The sequence below is a fragment of the Algimonas ampicilliniresistens genome, assembly GCF_030159955.1.
GTDB lineage: Bacteria > Pseudomonadota > Alphaproteobacteria > Caulobacterales > Maricaulaceae > Litorimonas > Litorimonas ampicilliniresistens.
This window is the reverse complement of sequence record NZ_BSNK01000002.1, coordinates 1,042,947-1,061,339: the sequence shown is the minus strand read 5'-3', so window position 1 is coordinate 1,061,339 and position 18,393 is coordinate 1,042,947. Positions and strand designations below refer to the sequence as shown.

Sequence of the window (18,393 nt, the reverse complement as noted above, 5' to 3'; positions counted from 1 at the left end):
GTCAAGCGAGGAGCCTTCAATGACGACCTTGGAAACACAGCACAACGCCTTGCCACTTATGGCACCCGCGCAAGCGCGCAAACACATCATAGTCAACGAAGCCCTGTCAGCCATTGACCGTCGACTACACATCCGTCTGATGTCGGTGACAATCGTCCATCCACCATTAGTCCCTTCGATAGGTGATCGATACGGCATTCCCGAAAACGCGACCGAAGACTGGTCCGGGCAATCGGGCAGCATTGCAGAATGGTCCGGACACGCTTGGAAATTCACCCGCCCCGACCTGGGTTGGATTGCGCATGTTTCCGATGCGGATGGTGTATGTGTCATGACACAGAACGGATGGGAGGCTTTGAAGCGAACGGTCGATACGGTTCCCCGACTAGGCATCGGCACGCAAGCCAATCCTCATGACCGGCTATCCGTGCGCAGCCCGTCGGTCTATTTCGGTCCCGGCACCGAAGCCAGCGATAGCGGCAGCGTCGATCTATCGATGAACCGGGATGATCCATCTAATGACGTGCGCCTATTGTTCAAAACAGCTGATACGGCGAGCGCAGAGTTCGGGCTTGTCGGGGACAATACGCTCAGGCTCAAGACATTCGATAATGGCTTGGCGCGGACACCCCTGTCCATCGACACCGCGACAGGCAATGTTGGCATTGGCGCGGACGCAGCAAATGAGTTCAAACTTGATGTCAGCGCTGAACGGGATGGAGCCGATGGGGTGGTCATTTCCAACATGTCAACGGACCCGGCGGCCAGTTCCAATATCCGGCTGAACGCCAACGGCGGCTTTTATTTCCGCTTCCAACTCTACGGCGCCGGCGCTCTCTACGCGATTACAAACACGTCCATGTTGATGGGAACACGAACTGCGGATTCGCTATTTCTGAGGACGGACGATGAAAACCGGGTGATCATCGACGGGGACGGCAGAGTCGCTGTTGGCGATATTCAGGCAACGACGGATCTCACAGTATCAGGCGGCATCCGCCCGGTTCCATCGACGATCGCCGCCCTGCCCGCAGCTGAAAGCGAAGGCGCGGGAACCTTGCGGTCGGTAGGATCCGGCGCGTCTTTCCAGCTTCTCGTCAGTGACGGTAGCGATTGGCGGGATGTGCCGCTCGGCGCGGCGATCTGACAGGAGCGCTTACGACAGGAGGTAATCGGCGATGACGTCAACACAGAGTGCTGCTGCATGACCGTCGCCATATTCGGGGATGTCGCGGCGTGGCGTCGCCCAATCGTCCTGCGTCCAGAGTCGATTCCAGCCCGCCTTGATGGTTTCCACCCATTCGGTTTCGTCGCGAATGGTGATGCAGGGCACACGGTGAAAATAGGCCTCTTTCTGCAATCCACCTGAATCCGTCAGGACCAATTCCGATCCAGCCATCAATTCGGCCAGTTCAAAATAGTCGAGCGGGTCGATCAGGGTGACGCCCTCGGGCTTGCGTCCGATCCGCTCCATCACACCCTTTGTGCGTGGGTGCAGCGGCAGGACGACGGGCCGCTTGGCAGCTTCGGCTTCTAGGAAATCGAGGACCCGGTTGAACCGGTCCGTGTCGTCGGTGTTTTCCGCACGGTGCAGCGTACAGACGGCATAGGGTCCGTCCAGACCGAGCGTCTCGCGTAGAGCCTTGCGATCGCGCGTCATCTCAATAGCGTGCAATGTGGCGTCATGCATCACGTCGCCGACCATGTGGACCCCGTCCGTGACGCCTTCGCTGGCCAGGTTTTCGACGGCCTGATGGGTCGGGCACAGCAACAGCGCCGACACGCGGTCCGCCAGAACGCGATTGATCTCTTCTGGCATCCGCATGTTGAATGAGCGGAGCCCCGCTTCGACATGAATGACCGGAATGTGAAGCTTCACTGCCGCGATCGCGCCTGCCAGAGTCGAATTCGTATCGCCATAAATCAGAACGGCATCGGGCTGTTCCGCCTTGAATATCCCTTCCAGCGCTTCGATCATGCGCCCGGTCATTTCGCCGTGGGACAATCCACCAAATTCCAACCGATGGGCGGGCGCAGGAATACCCAGCCCGTCGAAAAACACATCCGACATATTCGCGTCGTAATGTTGGCCGGTATGGATGATGCGTTCGTCAAAGCGAACATCCGCGGCAATGGCCCGACTCAGTGCCGCAGCCTTGATGAACTGCGGCCGCGCGCCGACGATAGTATGGATTGTCTTGGTTTGGATCATGACTCGCAGGTCTTCAAAGCGATTAAAATAGTCGGCGAAAGTGTCCCGAATTCGGGTCCACGCGCGTACGCCTTCCTATCCAGCCACGCCGTGAAGGCAACTGCGAATGCGGCAAGTCTAATCGACGATATCCATATCGACTGACACTCCGAATAGATGAACCAATGGAACAGGCCCGAGGTTTTTCAACCCGATCTGCGCTCGATCCTCCTCGGCGATGAGGTTTATGGCAATTTGATTTTTGCCCGGGCTTAATCTGACACGTCTGTCGAAATCCAGCCGTACGGTCTTGCCCAGCGGCATGATCTGCAACTCGGCATCGATATCCGTCTGGTTCCAGACCACGAACTCAATGACCCCCGTGCTTCCAACGGTTAAAGGCCGCAGAGTCACGGTTGTCAGGTGCGGTCGGGTGGCCCAAAGGCGGCTTGCATTATAGGACACATCGTCGGTCAGGTCTTCATTGAGGAGCTGCGCATTAGTATCCGCCAGCCACGCTGCTGATAAACCGTCCATTTGCATAGCGCTCGCATCACCCAGCGACGCCCTACCTTGCGACAGGCGCAAATCCACGTCCAGAACCATCCATTCGCGCGGGTCATCATAGGACAGCGCTTCCGCAATACGGTAGTTGCTCAGGCTCATATAGGGGTGATCAAAACGCGCATCGTAAAGGGATAACAGATCGGCAGAGAGAGTTTCACGACTGGCCTTTGGCGCTTGTCGCACTCTGTCTTTCAGGACCGTATCGCTGGCGCTTCCCGCGATCTCCGCAAGGCTTAGGACATCTTTGGAGAGCGATCCGGCCTTCGAGCTTACAAAATAGACACCGAAAGTCGGATCGAAGAACGCCCATCGGCCATCACCCAGATCAACTTCGACCGCCGTGTGGTTGCCCTGGTTAGGGATGTTGTGAAGATGGACGTAGCGCGTACGGGCGCCGGTTGCTTCCAATACACCGCGAAGGACATACGAGATGCCACCACAGGCAGTTTCGCAGTCTTCGAACAAATCGTTGATGTCGACAGGCGTTGTGGCCGTTCCGTTATTGCAGAAACGATAGACGGCCTGATTGAGACGCGCGGCCCGTTCTGCGACGGACAAAGACTGCAGCGCGTCCAACGCAATGCCCTCTCGTTTCAGCCAGTCGCGCGCGGCGGCTCGCCCGGCTTTGGGTATGGGCGTTACAAAAGCGTTGGAGCCCTTCGCAGCGGGCTTCGTTTCCAAACTGCATCCGGCTAATGCTGACACAACAGCACAAATGATCAGGCAATGCCCGATCGTTCGTAGGTGTTTAGCTATCTGCAAGATCCGCCGCTCTTACAAATTAGAGGTAGCGTTGGGCGTCTGGCACAAAATGAACATGCTGCGCCATGCAGCGCTTGATTACATCCATATTCTCGCGGGTCCACTCGACCGTGCGCTGTAACCCATCCTCGATCCCAACCTCGGCTTTGAAACCCAGATCGCGTTCGGCCTTGGCGGCGGAACCGAAGCGGTTGCCGCTACTATCCCATGGACGGCGAGGTTTAAGCTCCACCGGGGTTGGGTTTCCCGTCAAGCGGTTGATGGTCTCAGCCAGTTCGCGGATAGTCGTTTCCTTACCCGACGCCAGATTATAGGCCTCAGACGGTTTGCCATGAAGCGCCGCAGCCATCAGACCGCGCGCCATGTCTTCCACAAAAATGAAGTCACGCGATGTCCGGCCTTCATCGTCGAGGGGCAACGCTTCCTCGTGCAAAGACTTAAATATGAAAGTCGGGGTGACGTTACGCCAGATCGTATGAACCGTCCCGCGCCAGCGTCCCGCACCGAGAATTTCGCCAGGACCATACACATTCATGAAACGGGCTTTCACGAAGGGTAGGTTTTCCTGTTTCCAGTAATAGTTGCCGTAAAGCTCTCCAATGATCTTGGAGACTGAATAAGGGCTGTCGTGGAAGAGCGATACGGGAGCTTCTTCATCGGTCGCGGTCGCTTCGCCGTAGGTCTTTTCTGCCACGGCACAGGCTGCGGCTGCGTAAACCACCTTTTTCAGGTTCTTGATCTGGGACAGCCGGTGGAACATGGACAGCGAGGTGTAGTTGTTGTGCATGTGGTCGCGCATCGGATCAGCGATCGAACTCTGGTTCCCGTGGAACGTCGTCAGCTGATAGGCATAATCCAGATCGTCGGGCAGACGTTCCAATACTTCGGGGTTTGTGATCGACCGAGGAATAAACTCCACGCGCGGGTCATTCGGTACATTGGCCATATCGGCAGAAAGAAGATTATCCACCAAGATAAGTTTCTTGATGTCTTCCTTCAGCAACATTTTTGCGAGGTTGGAGCCAACGAAACCGGCACCGCCGGCTATGGCGACCGTTACGCCTTTGAATGTGGGATTAGTCATTTCGGGATACCCGCAATAGAATAAATAGACCGGATAGGGTCGGAAAAGGTGAAACGTTCGTCCGTGTCTAAATGACGTCGGGCGAAAAAATAATTGATCCCGAAGTCAAGTTCGACATCGAAATCAGGGCGCGTCAGTCCAATCAATTTCATAGGTTTGGATCACGCCCGCACTCCGCGCAATCCTGAAAAGCGGCACCAAAGCGATTGCTTGCGACCCTTGTCCGCGAACGTTGCGAGTCTGACCGTCAACCAATGGAACCACAGATACAGAGTCGATATCGTGTCGAAGCTGTTCGCGCAATTCGACAGCCGAAAGTAACTTGCCCTCAGTCTGGAACAGGGAGTTATTGATGGGATCAATGGCAACCCATCGTCCATCGACGTTAAATTCGGCTAATTGATGGCTGTATGGTGTCAAGTCGTCATATTGCGGGCTGTAACTGACGAAATCCACAATACGGGCTTCCCCGCCCGCACTATGGGCGAGATTCAACCAGAGATCACGAAAACCCGCAATGCGTAGAGCCGTTTCGCCGCGCTCCAACGCCCGCATCTGCACATCCATAGTTTCAGCCTTGCGGCTCGCGGGGCCTGAATACCGAAGTGCCCGAGCATTGATCCACGCCGACGCGCGAGCCGCGATATCTAAACCGTCTTGTGTGGCCTTAGCCTCTGGAAGCACAACTCCCGAGGCGTAGTCAGGGCTCATCGGAATAGTTCTGAATCTATCTGCGTCACTGAAGTCCAGCGTATTGACAGACAGGATGGTGTAACCATCCGGCTTGTCCACGCCGCCTTCGGCAAGTTCCTCAGGAGATTGGCGAACAAGAGCGAGGTTGTGACCCGTTCCATCCTCGCCTTGGAACGTTAGGGTGTAGCTCCGGCTGTCCAGTCGGCCATTGTTGTTTCCCTCCTGATTCAGGAAGGTCATCAGATAACCCTCACCGTCATAAGGAATACTGATCGTCTCGCCAGTCGGATTATCGAGCAGAGTCGCGGGACCGTTCACATTCTCAACACCGATAAAGGCGTCCTCCGCACCGCGATGGGTAAAACCGCTCATGCGCGCAAAGTTTACCACAGGCTCGTCAACGATTTCGACGGGGATGATGGGAACGGACTGGCCCGCATAATTATTATCTGCCGTCGCGCCGTCGCTCCCACCCGTGAGTGCGTCGCACGATCCAATTGCAAGGGCGGCGAGACACACGCCTGTCAGGTACAGTGTGTCGCGTCGAAACAAACAGGCAGATGAAAACATTATATTTCCCCGTATCAGAATATCGCTCTAACGGTCCGGTTGTTAGAGGACGCCTGGCTGCCTCCGATTATCCACTAGTGAACGTTACATCAACTGTTTCAATGGCGCCGAAATAGTTGAAGTAGAAATCTCGCTCCGGGAATTTAATCAATGTCGACGTCGTGGATCCGTCAGCCCCCAGAATGATCTTTTCAAGGCCTGGATTAAGCATCACGATCTCGACCGTCGCCGGTTCACGTTTCACTGCTTGGCGCAATTCTTCGGCGGACACGTAACGCTCTCGCACGCGAAAGGCCGCGTTATTCCACGGGTCGATAGCTTTCCAACCGTCGTCCGTCATAACCTCTGCGATGGCATGACTATAGGGTGTCAGGTCATCGAAATAGGGCGCGTAGCTGTAGAGGCCGACATACCGAAATATAAGGCCGTGGTCTTCCGAGGCATGACCCCACAATTCGCGGAAACCCGCGCACTGAATACCGTCAGCACCATTTCGGATGTTCTCGATCTCTTCGATCAGACTCTTCGCCCCGCCACGGTCTCTCGGACCGAATGATAAAGGTTGAGCATAAAGCGTCCCGACAATATCTGCGGCAATGTGGAGTTCGGGGTAGATGAGGTCCGCATTGGCGACCGCATCATTTACAGTGAAGTCTTCCGAATAGCTGCGATCCAGCACATGTGCCGAGTCGACATCGCCATTTGAGAACAGAAGCGTATTAGATCCAAGAATGGTGTAACCATCAACCTTGTCGAACTCAAAAGCCTCCAGAAGCTCCCCAGGGCTTTGACGGATCAACTCGATAGAGTGAGGCTGGTCGTTGGCATCCTGAAATTCTAGAACGTAACTTTGTTCGTCAAGGACCCCATCGCCGTCCGGCGCGTCCGCATAATAGTCGATGCGCACAATGCCGTCTTCGGACGCGATTATGCGGGGGTCATCGCCGTCGAGGCGGTAGGCCACCTCGCCCAAAGCATCATGATTGAACGTCAAAACCGCCGTCGATGTTCCTTCATGGGAGAAGTCCGTCAAGGTCAGGGCCGGAAACTCGAGCGCCTCAGGCTGCGGCTCAGCCACGTCACCTGTGCAAGCAGCGAGACCGATAAAACCGGAAACGAAAAGCACAGAGCGTAACATAAGCCTACCTGACGCTATCGGGCGTTTTGACATGGCTGAAAATCGCCGTGACGCCGTTCTTGTCGTACCATTCATACATGCGACGAATCGTGTCTTCAAAAGAAACTTTGGGAGACCAATCGAAGGCACTTTCGGTCTCGGACGCGTCTAGTACCATTTCGCGCACATCGTCGTCGCCAGCCGGGACTACGGGCACGGGTTCATCTAGCGTGATGCCGAGATATTCGACCGCCTGATCGAACACGTCCTTGATCGATTTACTTTCGCCCGTGCCGACATTGAACGTACCGGTCGGACCCCCTTCCACCAGAGCAAGATCAAGAAAGTCGAGGAAGTCGCTCATATCCATGAAATCACGATAGGTGTCTGAGCAGAAGCAGGACTTACCCGCTTTCAGACGGGTGTAGAACGTCGGGATCGGACCGATAGACAATCGCGGTCCTGTCACGTTGGACAGGCGCAGGCTGGCCGTGTTCGGGAACAGGGACAGCATCGCATCTTCGCCGGCTGTCTTGGATACGCCGTAAGATGTGAACGGTGCGCTAGGCGCGTTGTTCGGGATTGGCACGGTCTGCGGACGGCCATAGGTCAGCGACGTCTGAAAGTTTACCAGCCGCTTCACATCATGGTCGGCACATGCCTTGGCGACGTTGATCGAGCCGAGATAATTGGTCCGCGCATCTTCCGTCCAGTCGTCAGGATCCTTATACGCGGCAGCCGAATTGATGACGTGGGTCGGACGAAAATCAGCAAACAGCGCGTCCACGGCTGCCTTATTGGCAACGTCACCTTCGACGACCGTCAGCTTCTTATGGTCCGCTGGCAGGCTTTCGCGGTAACCCGTTGCGAAGTTGTCGATGACGGCGATCGCTTCGACGCCGTCACGTTCAATCACGTGATCAATGATATTCGCACCGAGGCATCCCGCCCCACCCGTGATGAGTAGACGCATGGTCATTATTGCTTGTCCGCGCCTTCAAGTTTCAGGTGGGTGTACTCACCCAGTGTCCCATGCTCGCGGTAATAATCGACAGCTTTCTTGACGAACTCCTTGAGGGGCGTGAACTCGATTTCACCGAAATCGGCATAGGTACGCGACGGATCCAGCAGGATGGACGCCGCGTCGTCTGGACCAAGAGGCAACTGATCGGGTTCGGGATATTCGTTGAGTTGCATGGCTTCGACCACGGCGTCGTAAAGCTCGATGATCGGAATATCGGTGCCAGACGAGAAGTGATAGGCACCGGAACCGACGCCGTCGGCAGCACGGACGACATTGCGGGCCAGATCACCGACATACACAAAGTCGCGACGTGCGGGTGTGACGAAGCACTTTTTGCCATCCTTCAAACGGCCGTAAAAAATTGGCAGCGGACCAGCGACGTTGCGCGGGCCGATGACGTTGGCGAGGCGGAAGGTCACATAGTTGATGCCGGAATATTCCAGATAGTCCTCGGCCGCTGTCTTGGAGATGGCGTAGGAAGAGTTGGCTGGGTTTTTAGGATGGTTCAGCGTAATCGGAGACTCCTGCGGGTCTGTCCCGTAGCAGAGCGCAGTCTGGAAATAGATGAAGCGCCCAACTTCATGCTCTTTGGCCGCCTTAACAAGATTGGCACCACCGACCGTGTTGGTCTGTGTATCGGTGTACCAGTCATCCGGGTCGGCATAGGCCGCCGCCGTGTGCACAATCACGTCGGGCTTGAGGTCGCCAATGAGCGTGTTAATCAGGTCCTTGTCGGCGATGTCGCCATTCACGAAAGTGAATTTATCAGATTCTTCGGGCAAGTGCTCAGGGCGTCCGGTGGCGAAGTTGTCGATGGCGACGACCGTGTCGCCGCGCTCAAGCATCATTTCCGCGACGTGTGAACCGACTTGGCCTGCGCCGCCTGTGATGAAAGCTTTCATGGGTTCGTTCCCTTTTCTTCGTTCCGATGGATCGAAAGCGTGTCAGTGATGTGAATAGATATGTGTCCTAGGCAATCATCGCCCGGTACTCGTGCGCACGATCGTAGAAGGTCTGGTGCCACAGTTCAAGGTTCAGTAGCCCCCAGGTCTTGCGCGAATATGTGCTGTCGGAGCTGAAGTTTTCCATCGCCTTGTCGGAATTCAGGAAGGCACGCTGGCGTGCCCGGTCCGAATGGAACGTGTCGCGGATGAAGTCTCCGACTTCCCCGCCATACCACTGCGTCAACGGGACGGGGAAACCCATCTTGTCTTCGCGCTGGAACAGCGATGTCGGAAGCTTGTCCTCATAGCTGGTGCGCAGTAGTTCCTTCAGCCGTCCGCCCGGATATTTCAGCGCCGGCGGGATCGTCGCGGCGAATTCGATCAGCGGGTGATCAAGGAACGGCACGCGAGATTCCAACCCGTGCGCCATGCTCATCCGATCTTCGACCTGCAATAGAGCCGGCAGCAGACGCTTGAAATCGAAGCGCGACATGCCGTTCAGATAGTCGGTTTCGCCAATAACGGAACGGTCATTATAAACGTCCGAATAGACCTTGGCGACATGCTCGTGATCCACCGCGCCCTCGACGATCTCATCAGAGAGATCGGTAGAGCGGTCGATAAGGCGGAAGAAACGTTGATCCGCGCTCTCCCACAGCCCCTCTTTCCAGAACGTCTTGAGCAGCGGGCGGTATTTCTTGAGAATGGTCAGGTTCGGAATGACGCTCTCAAAGCTGACGCCGTAATCACCATTGTCGAGATTGCCGTCCAGCGCGCCGGAGATAAGCTGCTCCAGATAACCGACCATGTAACGGGCATAGCCGCCGAAAATTTCGTCTCCGCCCTGTCCGCCCAGCACGACCTTCACATGCTCGGACGCGAGCTTGGATACCATATATTGCGGGAAGGAACCGATACCCGCGACCGGGTGGTCGAGATGCTTTACCACATCGCCAATGTGATTGATAAAGTCTTCGGCCTTGATGTCGATGACATGCAGGTCATTACCGATCTTATCGGCGACCTCATGCGCGTAGCGGCTTTCATCATAGGCGTAGGGGTCATTCTCATACCCCGGAAAATCGACGAAGCGCCCGTGGAAGGACTGATTATTCTCCGGCGAAAATTCGTTCGCGAGGATCGCGATGAGCGAGCTGTCCACTCCGCCCGACAAATAGGAGCCGATCGGCACGTCGGCGCGCATATGGATATTGACCGAATCCGCGATCAGTTCGCGCACGCGGGTCTTGCACTGTTCCAATGTTAGCGAATGGTCGTGTTCATATTTAACGTCCCAATAGGTCGAGATTTTCATCTCGCCCTTTTCGATCACCAGCTGCTGACCCGGCATGAGCTGGTGGACTCCCTTGAACAGGGTGCGCTCGGAAATCGGATACTGGAAGGTGAGATATTCGGAGAAGCCCTGCCGGTCCATATCAATGGTCGGCAGCATGGGCAGCAGCGCTTTGGGTTCGGACGCAAAGTAGAACACACCGTCCTGGATCGTGTAGTAGAACGGCTTGATGCCGAACCGGTCGCGCGCACAGAAGAGCGACTGATTGTTTTCGTCCCAGATTGCGAAGGCGAACATGCCGCGCAGCTGGCTTGGCAGGTTGCGGCCATGTTTGGCATAGGCTGCGAGTAGCACTTCTGTGTCGGACGTGCCGCGAAAGGTCCAACCGTCCTTCAGGGTCTCGCGCAACTCGATATAATTATAACTCTCGCCATTATAGCAGATGTGTGTGCCGTTCGGTCCGTGCATGGGCTGCGCGCCGGACTCGCTCAGATCGATGATGGTCAGGCGGCGATGCGCCAGACCCGTCACGTCTCCGTCAGATTTCCATTGGCCGTGACCGTCCGGGCCGCGGTGCTCGATAAGCTGACTCATCGCCGACAAGCGCTTGTCAATATTCGGGATAGGATCCCGGTTCAGGCTTGTGGCTCCGACGATTCCACACATGTCGCGCCCCTTCTTCCGGCCTTAGGCCAGCGCCGACTTGGCCGCGGCGATCACCTTCGCCTGATCCTCTTCGGACAAGTAGGGGTGCATAGGCAAGCTGATGATATTGTCGATGCAGTCCATCGTATTAGGCAGGCCATTGCCCGCGACGGGATAATGTTCATAGGCGGTCTGCATGTGAACCGGCTTCGGATAGTAGCGCGCCGTTGGAATGCCTTCGGCTTTCAGCGCGTCGGCGAAGGCGAATGGGTCCGGCACTTCGATCGTATATTGCGCCCAAGTCGAGACCACACCGTCCATGACGGTCGGAATGCGGTCGGCAACGCCCGCCAAGCCCTCGGTGTAGCGGGTCGCAACGACATTGCGCTTTTCGATCTCGTCGGCGAATACGGCCAGTTTCGGCAGCAGGATCGCGGCTTGTATCGTGTCCAGACGTGAGTTCATGCCGATGCGGACATTATCGTATTTGTCGGTGCCCTTGCCGTGCACACGCAGGCTGTCGAGGGCTTTGCACAATTCCTCATCATTGGTCGTGATCGCGCCGCCATCGCCGTAACAGCCGAGCGGTTTGGCCGGGAAAAAGCTGGTGGTTTGCACATCCGCCCAGTGCAGCGGGTGTTTACCGTTCAGCGTCGTTCCGAAGCCCTGCGCGGAGTCGGAAATGAATTTCATGCCGTGTTCGCGCACGACCGGGTTCAGCGCATCATAATCGGCGCTTTGCCCAAACAAATCGACGGCGATGACGGCTTTGGGATTCAGCTCGCCTTTTGCCTTCACATCGGCAATGGCCTGTTTCAGGCTGTTCACATCCATATTGTAGGTGTCGCGGTCGATGTCGATAAAGACCGGCGTCGCGCCTGCGAGGGCAACCACTTCTGCCGTCGCGCAATAGGTGAAAGACGGACAGAACACCGCGTCGCCCGGACCGACACCCCAAGCCAGCAGCGGCAGCAGAATGGCGTCCGTGCCGTTGGCGCAGCCGGTCGCGAATTGGGCATCGCCGAACATGGCCAGATTAGTTTCGAATTCCGCCACTTGCGGGCCAAGAATATAGCGCCCAGATTTCAGCACATCGGCAATGCCGCCCTCGATTTCGGTGCGCAGGCGGTCCTGCTGGGCATGAAGGTCGATAAACTGCATGAAATTGGCTTTCCGTGTATGTGATCGCGCGGTCGGTTATCGTGTTTGGCGCGCTTTGGCAGCGCACACTGCGTGACCGTCCGTTTCAGCGCGGTATTTCTGAGCTAGATCGGTTTTGGGAGCTTTTCGGCAGCCATGACACGCAGCACGCGCAGGGCTTCCTCGCCGTCAGTGAAAGGCGTGGTGCCGTTCGCAATGCAATCGAGGAAATGCTGACATTCGGACTTGAGCGGCTCACCCTGGGGCACGTCGACATATTCGACGTCAGCCTTGTGGGGTACGGGCACAGGGCCGGATGTGTCGATCACGTGCTTGTAAAGCGCGAGCTTCTCTTCCCACGGTTTGACGTCGTCAAAGACAGCCATGGCATCTTCGCCAACAACAACGAGACGCTGTTCCTTGAACGGGTGCAGCCAAGACGCGAAGACGTGCGCACGTCCGCCTGATGGGAACACCATGTCGAGCCGAGTCTCGTCCGCGATTCCATCTGTCACGAAATCCAGACCGCTTTGCCTGACATGGCTGGGCGCTTCGTCAAACAAAGCGAGGAGCATGGAAACATCGTGCGGAGCCAGGCTCCAGAATGCATCTTCTTCAACCCGAAATTTTCCAGTCGAAAGGCGGTGGCTGTAGGCGTAGCGCAGCTTGCCAAGTCCGCCGGCGCGAACCATGTCTCGGAGGGCAACGAAAACCGGGTGATATTGCAAAAGGTGGCCGACCATCAGGATGCGGTCCGCCTTCTTAGTCGCTTCGATCATGGATAGCGCATCAGCCTCGGTCAGGGCGATCGGCTTCTCAACATAAACATGCTTGCTAGCAGCGGCGGCTTCCAGCGCGAGTGCAGCGTGATACTCGGCCGGGGCCGCGATCACGACACCGTCAATGTCCGAGGCCAGCGCCTCGTCTTTTGTCATCGCGGTGACGCCGTGCATGCTCGCATGCTTGGCGGCTGTTTCCGGATTAGGGTCAACGACGGCGCGCAGTGCGCCGAGCTCGGCGAAATTTCGGGCTAAATTTTTGCCCCAATGGCCGCAGCCAAAAACAGCCACTATGGGAGTGCTCATCATATTCACCAAATTATAGAAAAAAGTCCGCGCTCATGCGGGTCTCGAAGCGCCTCGATAGAACCGAAATCATAGGCGACATACGAGTATGCGTCATAAATTTCAACAATTGAAAACACGACCACTAATTAGCATTTACAATGTTTTAGGGCATTAATTTCTCTAAGACAGACGTTCAAGGAGACCTGACGACAGTCAAAGACATCACGACCCGCGACGCAGCGTTTTGATGAGAGCTGGCGCCACAGTTTTCGCCATGACGCTGTAGCCATCGGGCGTGGGATGCATGTGATCGACATAAAGGTCTGCCGAGAGCGCGGGATTAGGACCCAGATAGGTGATCTGGGGCCGGCTATCGTCAATCAGCGCTTCCAATGAGTCGCGGGCTGCCGCCAAGGGCGCATCATCAATAAAAGATGGGCGCACCCGCTCGTTCTCAGTCGCGTAGACCACCACGACGGGAACGGAAGCCGCCTCTGCCAGAGACAGCGTCCGGGAAAAGGCCTCAGCCTGGAAGGACTGCTCCGGATCGAAAGAAAGTTCGGCTAGGCGTCGTTTGACTTGCAGAAGCTGGATTGTGCCGAGAACTGGACCTTCGGTCTGGTCGGACGCGCGCAACCGCGTCAACACATCTTTGAGTGGGCCGTCGAGAGCGGCGGAGAGCAAGAATTCCGTTGTAGGTTTAGTCCACCAGACGGAGTTGGCCTGGCGGGAGACCTCGCGACCCATTAAGGGGCGTCCCCAACTATAGGTATAGCGAGCGTCTGGCTCATTGAGCGAGTTTGAGAAACCTCGCAAACCCACTACGATAATAACCGCATCTGCACCGGCCTTCAGCGACCGCTCCACGACCTGTACCGTGTCAGCAGGGGTCAGCCCGTTCGTGGCGAAGTTCGCGACCCGTAATTCCTCACCCGCAATCTCTAGCTCTGCATTGATCGCGACGGACAGATCGCGCTCGCGCCAGTCATCATAGCCGTGATCGGCCATGATCCCACCGTAGGCAACTGAATCGCCGACCAGCACCGCCGTTGGACCGCTCTGATCAGACAATGCGTTCAGCTTGGCACTCAGAATATCCTCGCTCGTCATCTCCGCTGGGCGAAAGGCGACATAGGACGATGTGCTGTCTAGCCGCACGGCCCATTCCGCCGCCAGCAACCCCACCAAAACGGTGGCTGCGACGCCTGCATATCCGAGAAATCGTGATGCCATGACCGGTTAGAATCCCTGATAAACAGGAATGATACCTTCCGTGCTACCCAGAACGACTATAATCAGGATCTTCACGGCGAGCCAGAGCAGCGAAAGCGCGCTGGCAGAGGTTGGTGTCGTCTCAGCTTCAGCCACGGATTAAGGCCTCCCATACAGTGGAAACATCGTTGTTCAGCAAGACGAACGTCCCTGCGACGAAGATCTGAAAGGCGACCAACCGCACGCCAAAAGAGAGCTTGGCCATGCCATCAGAGAGCTCGCGTAGCTTACCCGCCTTCTTGAGCTTCAAACGCCTGCGTCCTAGCATATAAGTTCCAACAACGCCCAATGCATGAATGACCCCGAACAGCGCGTAGTTCCACGCAATCCCATGCCAGACACCGATCAGAAGGAAGACCGCCACCAAGGCCAGCACGATTGAGGTGTGCGTGCTCTTGAAACGGCGCGACCGCTGAAGTGTAACCAGCATGGGTGTGAAGACATGGGCTTGAAACCAGACACCTAAAGTCATGTGCCAGCGGTTCCAGAAGTCTTGGAAATTGGTCGATAGATAAGGTCTATTGAAGTTCTCAGGCAATTTGTAGCCGCACAAAATTCCGCACCCCATGACCACGTCGACATAGCCGGAGAAGTCGAGATAGAGGAAAATATAGTAGCTGAAATAGCTGATGAACCAGTCAAGCGCGTCGGCGTTAGCTGTCGCCAGTTTGGCAAAATCGTCTTGCCCAGCGAAGATCGGTGCCAGCACGGTAATTTTGATCAGACCTGTCGCGATGAGATGCGCAGCCGTGATCCGACTTTGGCGCGTTTGCGACTTCGTATCGGTATATTGGTCGACATGCTCGCCCCAGGACTGGATTGGCCCGGCCACGAGGGTGAACGGGTTGAGCATGAATGACAGCCAATCGATAGACCGGAAAGGCGCGCTCTGGCGTGCCGCTGACAGCAATAGGCCTATCTGGCGGAAGGTCATGTAAGACAGACCAATCACGCCATATATGCCCCACTGCACGCTGAGACCCGTGATCTTGGTCGAGGTCAGCACAGCGATCTGCCAAAGGATTGCGGCGGTCAGCACGTGACCCCGCGCCCGCTCCGGCTGCCCCCAGAAATAACGTATAATAAAATAGTGCGGCACGAGGGCTGCGATCAGCACCATCAGTGCCTTCATGTCGATCCATGTCGCGGCCATAAAAAGGCCCGTCGCGGCAAGCGTGTAAGGCAAGGTCCGCTCACCGCCCACCAGACGGATGAGCAGCACGACCAGCACGATCAGCGCGAACTCGAACGAGGCGACATTGATGGGATCAGGTATAAAGGCCAAATCAGGCAAACCTTACGACTCCACGTTTCGGCCTTGGGGCACTAGAGAACAAGAGTGCCCACCATCAGCCGGAATGGCTTGTCGCTTTCACCTACGAATTCTAGGCCGAGCTTACGGTAGAAACCGATCGCGGGCGTGTTGTCCGCCGCGACGTGCAGCGCCATCGCACCTTCGATGAGCCCTTCGTTACGCATCCCCTGCAAAATCGCCCTGCCGAGACCTTGCCCCCGCCGATCCTTGGCAACTGCGATGCGGGCGAGATAGGTCGTGGGTACGTCGGAATCTTGCACATCGGATTGAACGCGTTTTTGGTGTGCACTCAATTCTGCGCGCATGGCCTTTTGCTCTGACACAGGCGTCGCGCGCATTAGATGAAAAGTGCTGCCCATCTGGCGGGCCTTGAGCTCGTCAAGAGGATAGACCGAAGCGAATGCGTCAGTAGTTTTATTACCAATGACGTAGCTGTGCTCCACTTCGGTTCCGTCCTCGGAAAGTTCTAAGCCGAGAATTTCGATTAGCTGGTTATGTGTGAGAGGCAGACGGTCGTAGAACCTGTCGAGTGACTGATAAATCCGCTCGGCACAGGCAGCCGTGTCCAGATGTTGCCGAGCTGGTATCAACATAACTTGTGCCCCCTGCAAGGTTGGAACCCTATGCAATCAGGCCGCCGCCCCCCGATTTTCCAGAAGTGTTACGAGGTCGCCGACATTCTGCAAGCTGGCGATCTCGGTCGTATTGAAGCGCGTCTCAAAAGCCGCCTCAATGGTCAAAATCAGCCCGACATGAGTCAGTGAATCCCACTCATCGATATCGTCGGCTTTGGTCGCGTGCGTGATGACGAGCGTGTCGTCCTCGAAAGTGTCGCGGAAAATGCTCTCGATCTTGGAGAGAGTGGTCATGCGAATTATCCTAGATAAGGGACGAGAGCGGCCCAATGCGCGGTCTTCAAAGAGGTTCGGTGCAATAAAGGGACTGCCACGTCCCTTCGCCGACCCAAGGAAAATAGAGCGCTTTCTATGGCATAAGCTTTATCTGGCCACAAGCACAGCCATAGGCTGCGCAGGATTACAGCTTGCATAGTTTAGAAAAGAAGCGGGCTCTTTTCCAACGCCTTGTAGTCGGTCTTACCATTGGCATTGCGGGGCAACTCGTCCAAGAAATAAACCTCTGATGGCCTCATATAGTCGGGCAGTTTTTCGTCGCAGGCCTTGCGGATACTCGCGCGTAGCACGTCCGATTCTGCCATCGGCAGAAAGGCGACGCAACCTAGCGGCGCGCCGTCGCTGGATAACGGCCATGGCAGCACCGCGACGGAACCCGCGCCAGTCGACTCCCGGATCACGCCCTCGATCTCCGATAGCTCAACCCGGTATCCTCGGATCTTGACCTGATGATCAACCCGTCCCGAAAAGACGAGACCCTTATCATCCGTCAGAAGACCAAGATCGCCAGTCTTGTACCAACGTCGACCGCAATCGTCGGTGAAGAATCGCTGCGCATTGAGCCCGTCGTTGCGCCAATAGCCCGGCGTAATCTGGGCACCTGAAAGGCAGATTTCACCAATAGCGGACGGGTCGGTAAGAGCGGCGTTGGTTTCCGGATCGAACAGCTCCATCCGATTGTCACCAAATACTGTGCCGAGTGACACGACTTCGTGCGGATCGAAATCCTCAGTCCTGAAACGGCGGCCTGAAATTGCCACTGTGCCCTCGGTCGGGCCGTAGAGATTGTAGACCGGTTCGTCGCCGACCGCTTCGCGCCAGCGCGTTGCGACGGATGCAATAAGCGGTTCTCCGCAGAAGAACGAGCATCGAATGGTAGAAAGGCTGCCAGGTTTCAGCACGCCCGCCTCACCTAGCAGTCTTGCCGTAGACGGGACCGAGAACCAATGGGTGATGCCGTGCTCCTCGACAAAACGCGTGGCCATAAGGCCGGAATTTTCCGGAATAGAGATTATCGAAGCGCCCTGCGTCCAAGCGTAAAACATGTCGTGGACAGAAATGTCGAACGTTACGTCGGCAAGCTGAATGACCTTTTCTCCTGGTTCAACGGGCCCGCCCAACGCAACCACATTGGTGACGTAGTCGATAACATTGCCGTGGCTGATCGGCACGCCTTTGGGTTTGCCCGTGCTGCCTGACGTGAACATAATGTAGGCGAGGCTATCTGAGTCTACATCGTGCAACGCAGGCCTATCTGTTTCGGTCAGACCCTCCTTGCCAATAGTGGTCAGCGAACCAAGTCCGCGACCCGTCTCAGATTCTGGCGCGATTACGACACGCAGGTCGTTCAGGCCGTCCGTCAAATCCGGCGCATCGGACAGTAGTGCTTCGGCGATTATCAAGCCCCGCGCTCCTGAGAGCTCCAAGATCATACGGTTGCGCGCTGCGGGATAGCGCGGGTTCATCGCGACATAGGTCGCTCCGGCGTAGAGTACGCCTAAAACGGAGATGTAGAGCATCTCTGTGCGGTGGGAAAACAGAGCTACCCTATCACCCTCTTTAATTCCGTGGGACCGTAATGCATTGGCGATTGCACACGCACGAGAGTGGAGCTCCGCATAGCTGAGCGTCTTGCCCTTTACCCAGAGCGCATCAAGCTTACCGTGACGTTGGGCAACCGAATGGATACGAAGGCACAGATTGTCTGCAGCCTCGTTTAGAGTTTCAAACTGTGTCATGGTTAGGCGCTAATCTGGTGCGGTTTCGTTACTCTTTAGCACTTCCGTTCCCCAATGA

At 56.3% G+C, this 18,393-nt stretch carries 17 protein-coding genes; 1 reads left to right on the top strand and 16 read right to left on the bottom strand.

The window, feature by feature from the left end; translation table 11 throughout:
• The first annotated feature begins 19 nt into the window (after positions 1–19).
• Positions 20–1,147, top strand: a complete 1,128-nt coding sequence (locus QQL54_RS12935; protein ID WP_284391447.1) for a DUF2793 domain-containing protein — start codon at positions 20–22, stop codon at positions 1,145–1,147.
• A gap of 9 nt (positions 1,148–1,156) precedes the next feature.
• On the opposite strand, the gene wecB is transcribed toward QQL54_RS12935, so the two are convergent.
• From wecB to QQL54_RS12855, 16 genes are all read right to left on the bottom strand, one after another.
• Positions 1,157–2,212 carry a non-hydrolyzing UDP-N-acetylglucosamine 2-epimerase gene (wecB, locus tag QQL54_RS12930; RefSeq protein WP_284391444.1) on the bottom strand — a complete coding sequence of 352 codons (1,056 nt, stop codon included), beginning with the start codon at positions 2,210–2,212 and terminating at the stop codon, positions 1,157–1,159.
• 117 nt (positions 2,213–2,329) lie between these two features.
• Positions 2,330–3,439: a hypothetical protein gene (locus tag QQL54_RS12925; protein ID WP_284391442.1), complete on the bottom strand. Its 1,110-nt coding sequence runs from the start codon at positions 3,437–3,439 to the stop codon at positions 2,330–2,332.
• Between the two features lie 100 nt (positions 3,440–3,539).
• Entirely contained in the window at positions 3,540–4,604 is a 1,065-nt protein-coding gene (locus QQL54_RS12920; protein WP_284391440.1) for an NAD-dependent epimerase/dehydratase family protein, read from the bottom strand.
• A gap of 123 nt (positions 4,605–4,727) precedes the next feature.
• On the bottom strand, positions 4,728–5,867 hold the full coding sequence (locus QQL54_RS12915; RefSeq protein ID WP_284391437.1) for a transglutaminase-like domain-containing protein: 1,140 nt from the start codon (positions 5,865–5,867) through the stop codon (positions 4,728–4,730).
• 67 nt (positions 5,868–5,934) lie between these two features.
• Positions 5,935–7,005 carry a hypothetical protein gene (locus tag QQL54_RS12910; protein WP_284391434.1) on the bottom strand — a complete coding sequence of 357 codons (1,071 nt, stop codon included), beginning with the start codon at positions 7,003–7,005 and terminating at the stop codon, positions 5,935–5,937.
• A 4-nt stretch (positions 7,006–7,009) separates the two neighbouring features.
• On the bottom strand, positions 7,010–7,963 hold the full coding sequence (locus QQL54_RS12905) for an NAD-dependent epimerase/dehydratase family protein (RefSeq protein ID WP_284391431.1): 954 nt from the start codon (positions 7,961–7,963) through the stop codon (positions 7,010–7,012).
• On the bottom strand, positions 7,963–8,910 hold the full coding sequence (locus QQL54_RS12900; protein WP_284391428.1) for an NAD-dependent epimerase/dehydratase family protein: 948 nt from the start codon (positions 8,908–8,910) through the stop codon (positions 7,963–7,965). The genes QQL54_RS12905 and QQL54_RS12900 overlap by 1 nt, the downstream gene beginning before the upstream one ends.
• 67 nt (positions 8,911–8,977) lie before the next feature.
• Complete coding sequence (gene asnB, locus QQL54_RS12895; RefSeq protein WP_284391427.1) at positions 8,978–10,912, bottom strand: asparagine synthase (glutamine-hydrolyzing); 1,935 nt, start codon at positions 10,910–10,912, stop codon at positions 8,978–8,980.
• 21 nt (positions 10,913–10,933) lie between these two features.
• Entirely contained in the window at positions 10,934–12,052 is a 1,119-nt protein-coding gene (locus QQL54_RS12890) for a DegT/DnrJ/EryC1/StrS family aminotransferase (protein ID WP_284391424.1), read from the bottom strand.
• Between the two features lie 104 nt (positions 12,053–12,156).
• Positions 12,157–13,119 carry a Gfo/Idh/MocA family protein gene (locus tag QQL54_RS12885; protein WP_284391421.1) on the bottom strand — a complete coding sequence of 321 codons (963 nt, stop codon included), beginning with the start codon at positions 13,117–13,119 and terminating at the stop codon, positions 12,157–12,159.
• Positions 13,120–13,320: 201 nt separating this feature from the next.
• Entirely contained in the window at positions 13,321–14,331 is a 1,011-nt protein-coding gene (locus tag QQL54_RS12880) for an SGNH/GDSL hydrolase family protein (RefSeq protein ID WP_284391418.1), read from the bottom strand.
• 6 nt (positions 14,332–14,337) lie between these two features.
• Positions 14,338–14,466 carry a hypothetical protein gene (locus QQL54_RS12875; RefSeq protein WP_284391416.1) on the bottom strand — a complete coding sequence of 43 codons (129 nt, stop codon included), beginning with the start codon at positions 14,464–14,466 and terminating at the stop codon, positions 14,338–14,340.
• Positions 14,459–15,655 carry an MBOAT family O-acyltransferase gene (locus QQL54_RS12870; protein WP_284391410.1) on the bottom strand — a complete coding sequence of 399 codons (1,197 nt, stop codon included), beginning with the start codon at positions 15,653–15,655 and terminating at the stop codon, positions 14,459–14,461. The genes QQL54_RS12875 and QQL54_RS12870 overlap by 8 nt, the downstream gene beginning before the upstream one ends.
• Before the next feature lie 41 nt (positions 15,656–15,696).
• Positions 15,697–16,278, bottom strand: a complete 582-nt coding sequence (locus QQL54_RS12865) for a GNAT family N-acetyltransferase (RefSeq protein WP_284391406.1) — start codon at positions 16,276–16,278, stop codon at positions 15,697–15,699.
• 36 nt (positions 16,279–16,314) lie between these two features.
• Positions 16,315–16,554, bottom strand: a complete 240-nt coding sequence (locus QQL54_RS12860; RefSeq protein ID WP_284391403.1) for an acyl carrier protein — start codon at positions 16,552–16,554, stop codon at positions 16,315–16,317.
• Between the two features lie 182 nt (positions 16,555–16,736).
• Positions 16,737–18,335, bottom strand: coding sequence for an amino acid adenylation domain-containing protein (locus QQL54_RS12855; protein ID WP_284391400.1), 1,599 nt, complete (start codon positions 18,333–18,335; stop codon positions 16,737–16,739).
• Positions 18,336–18,393 lie beyond the last annotated feature (58 nt).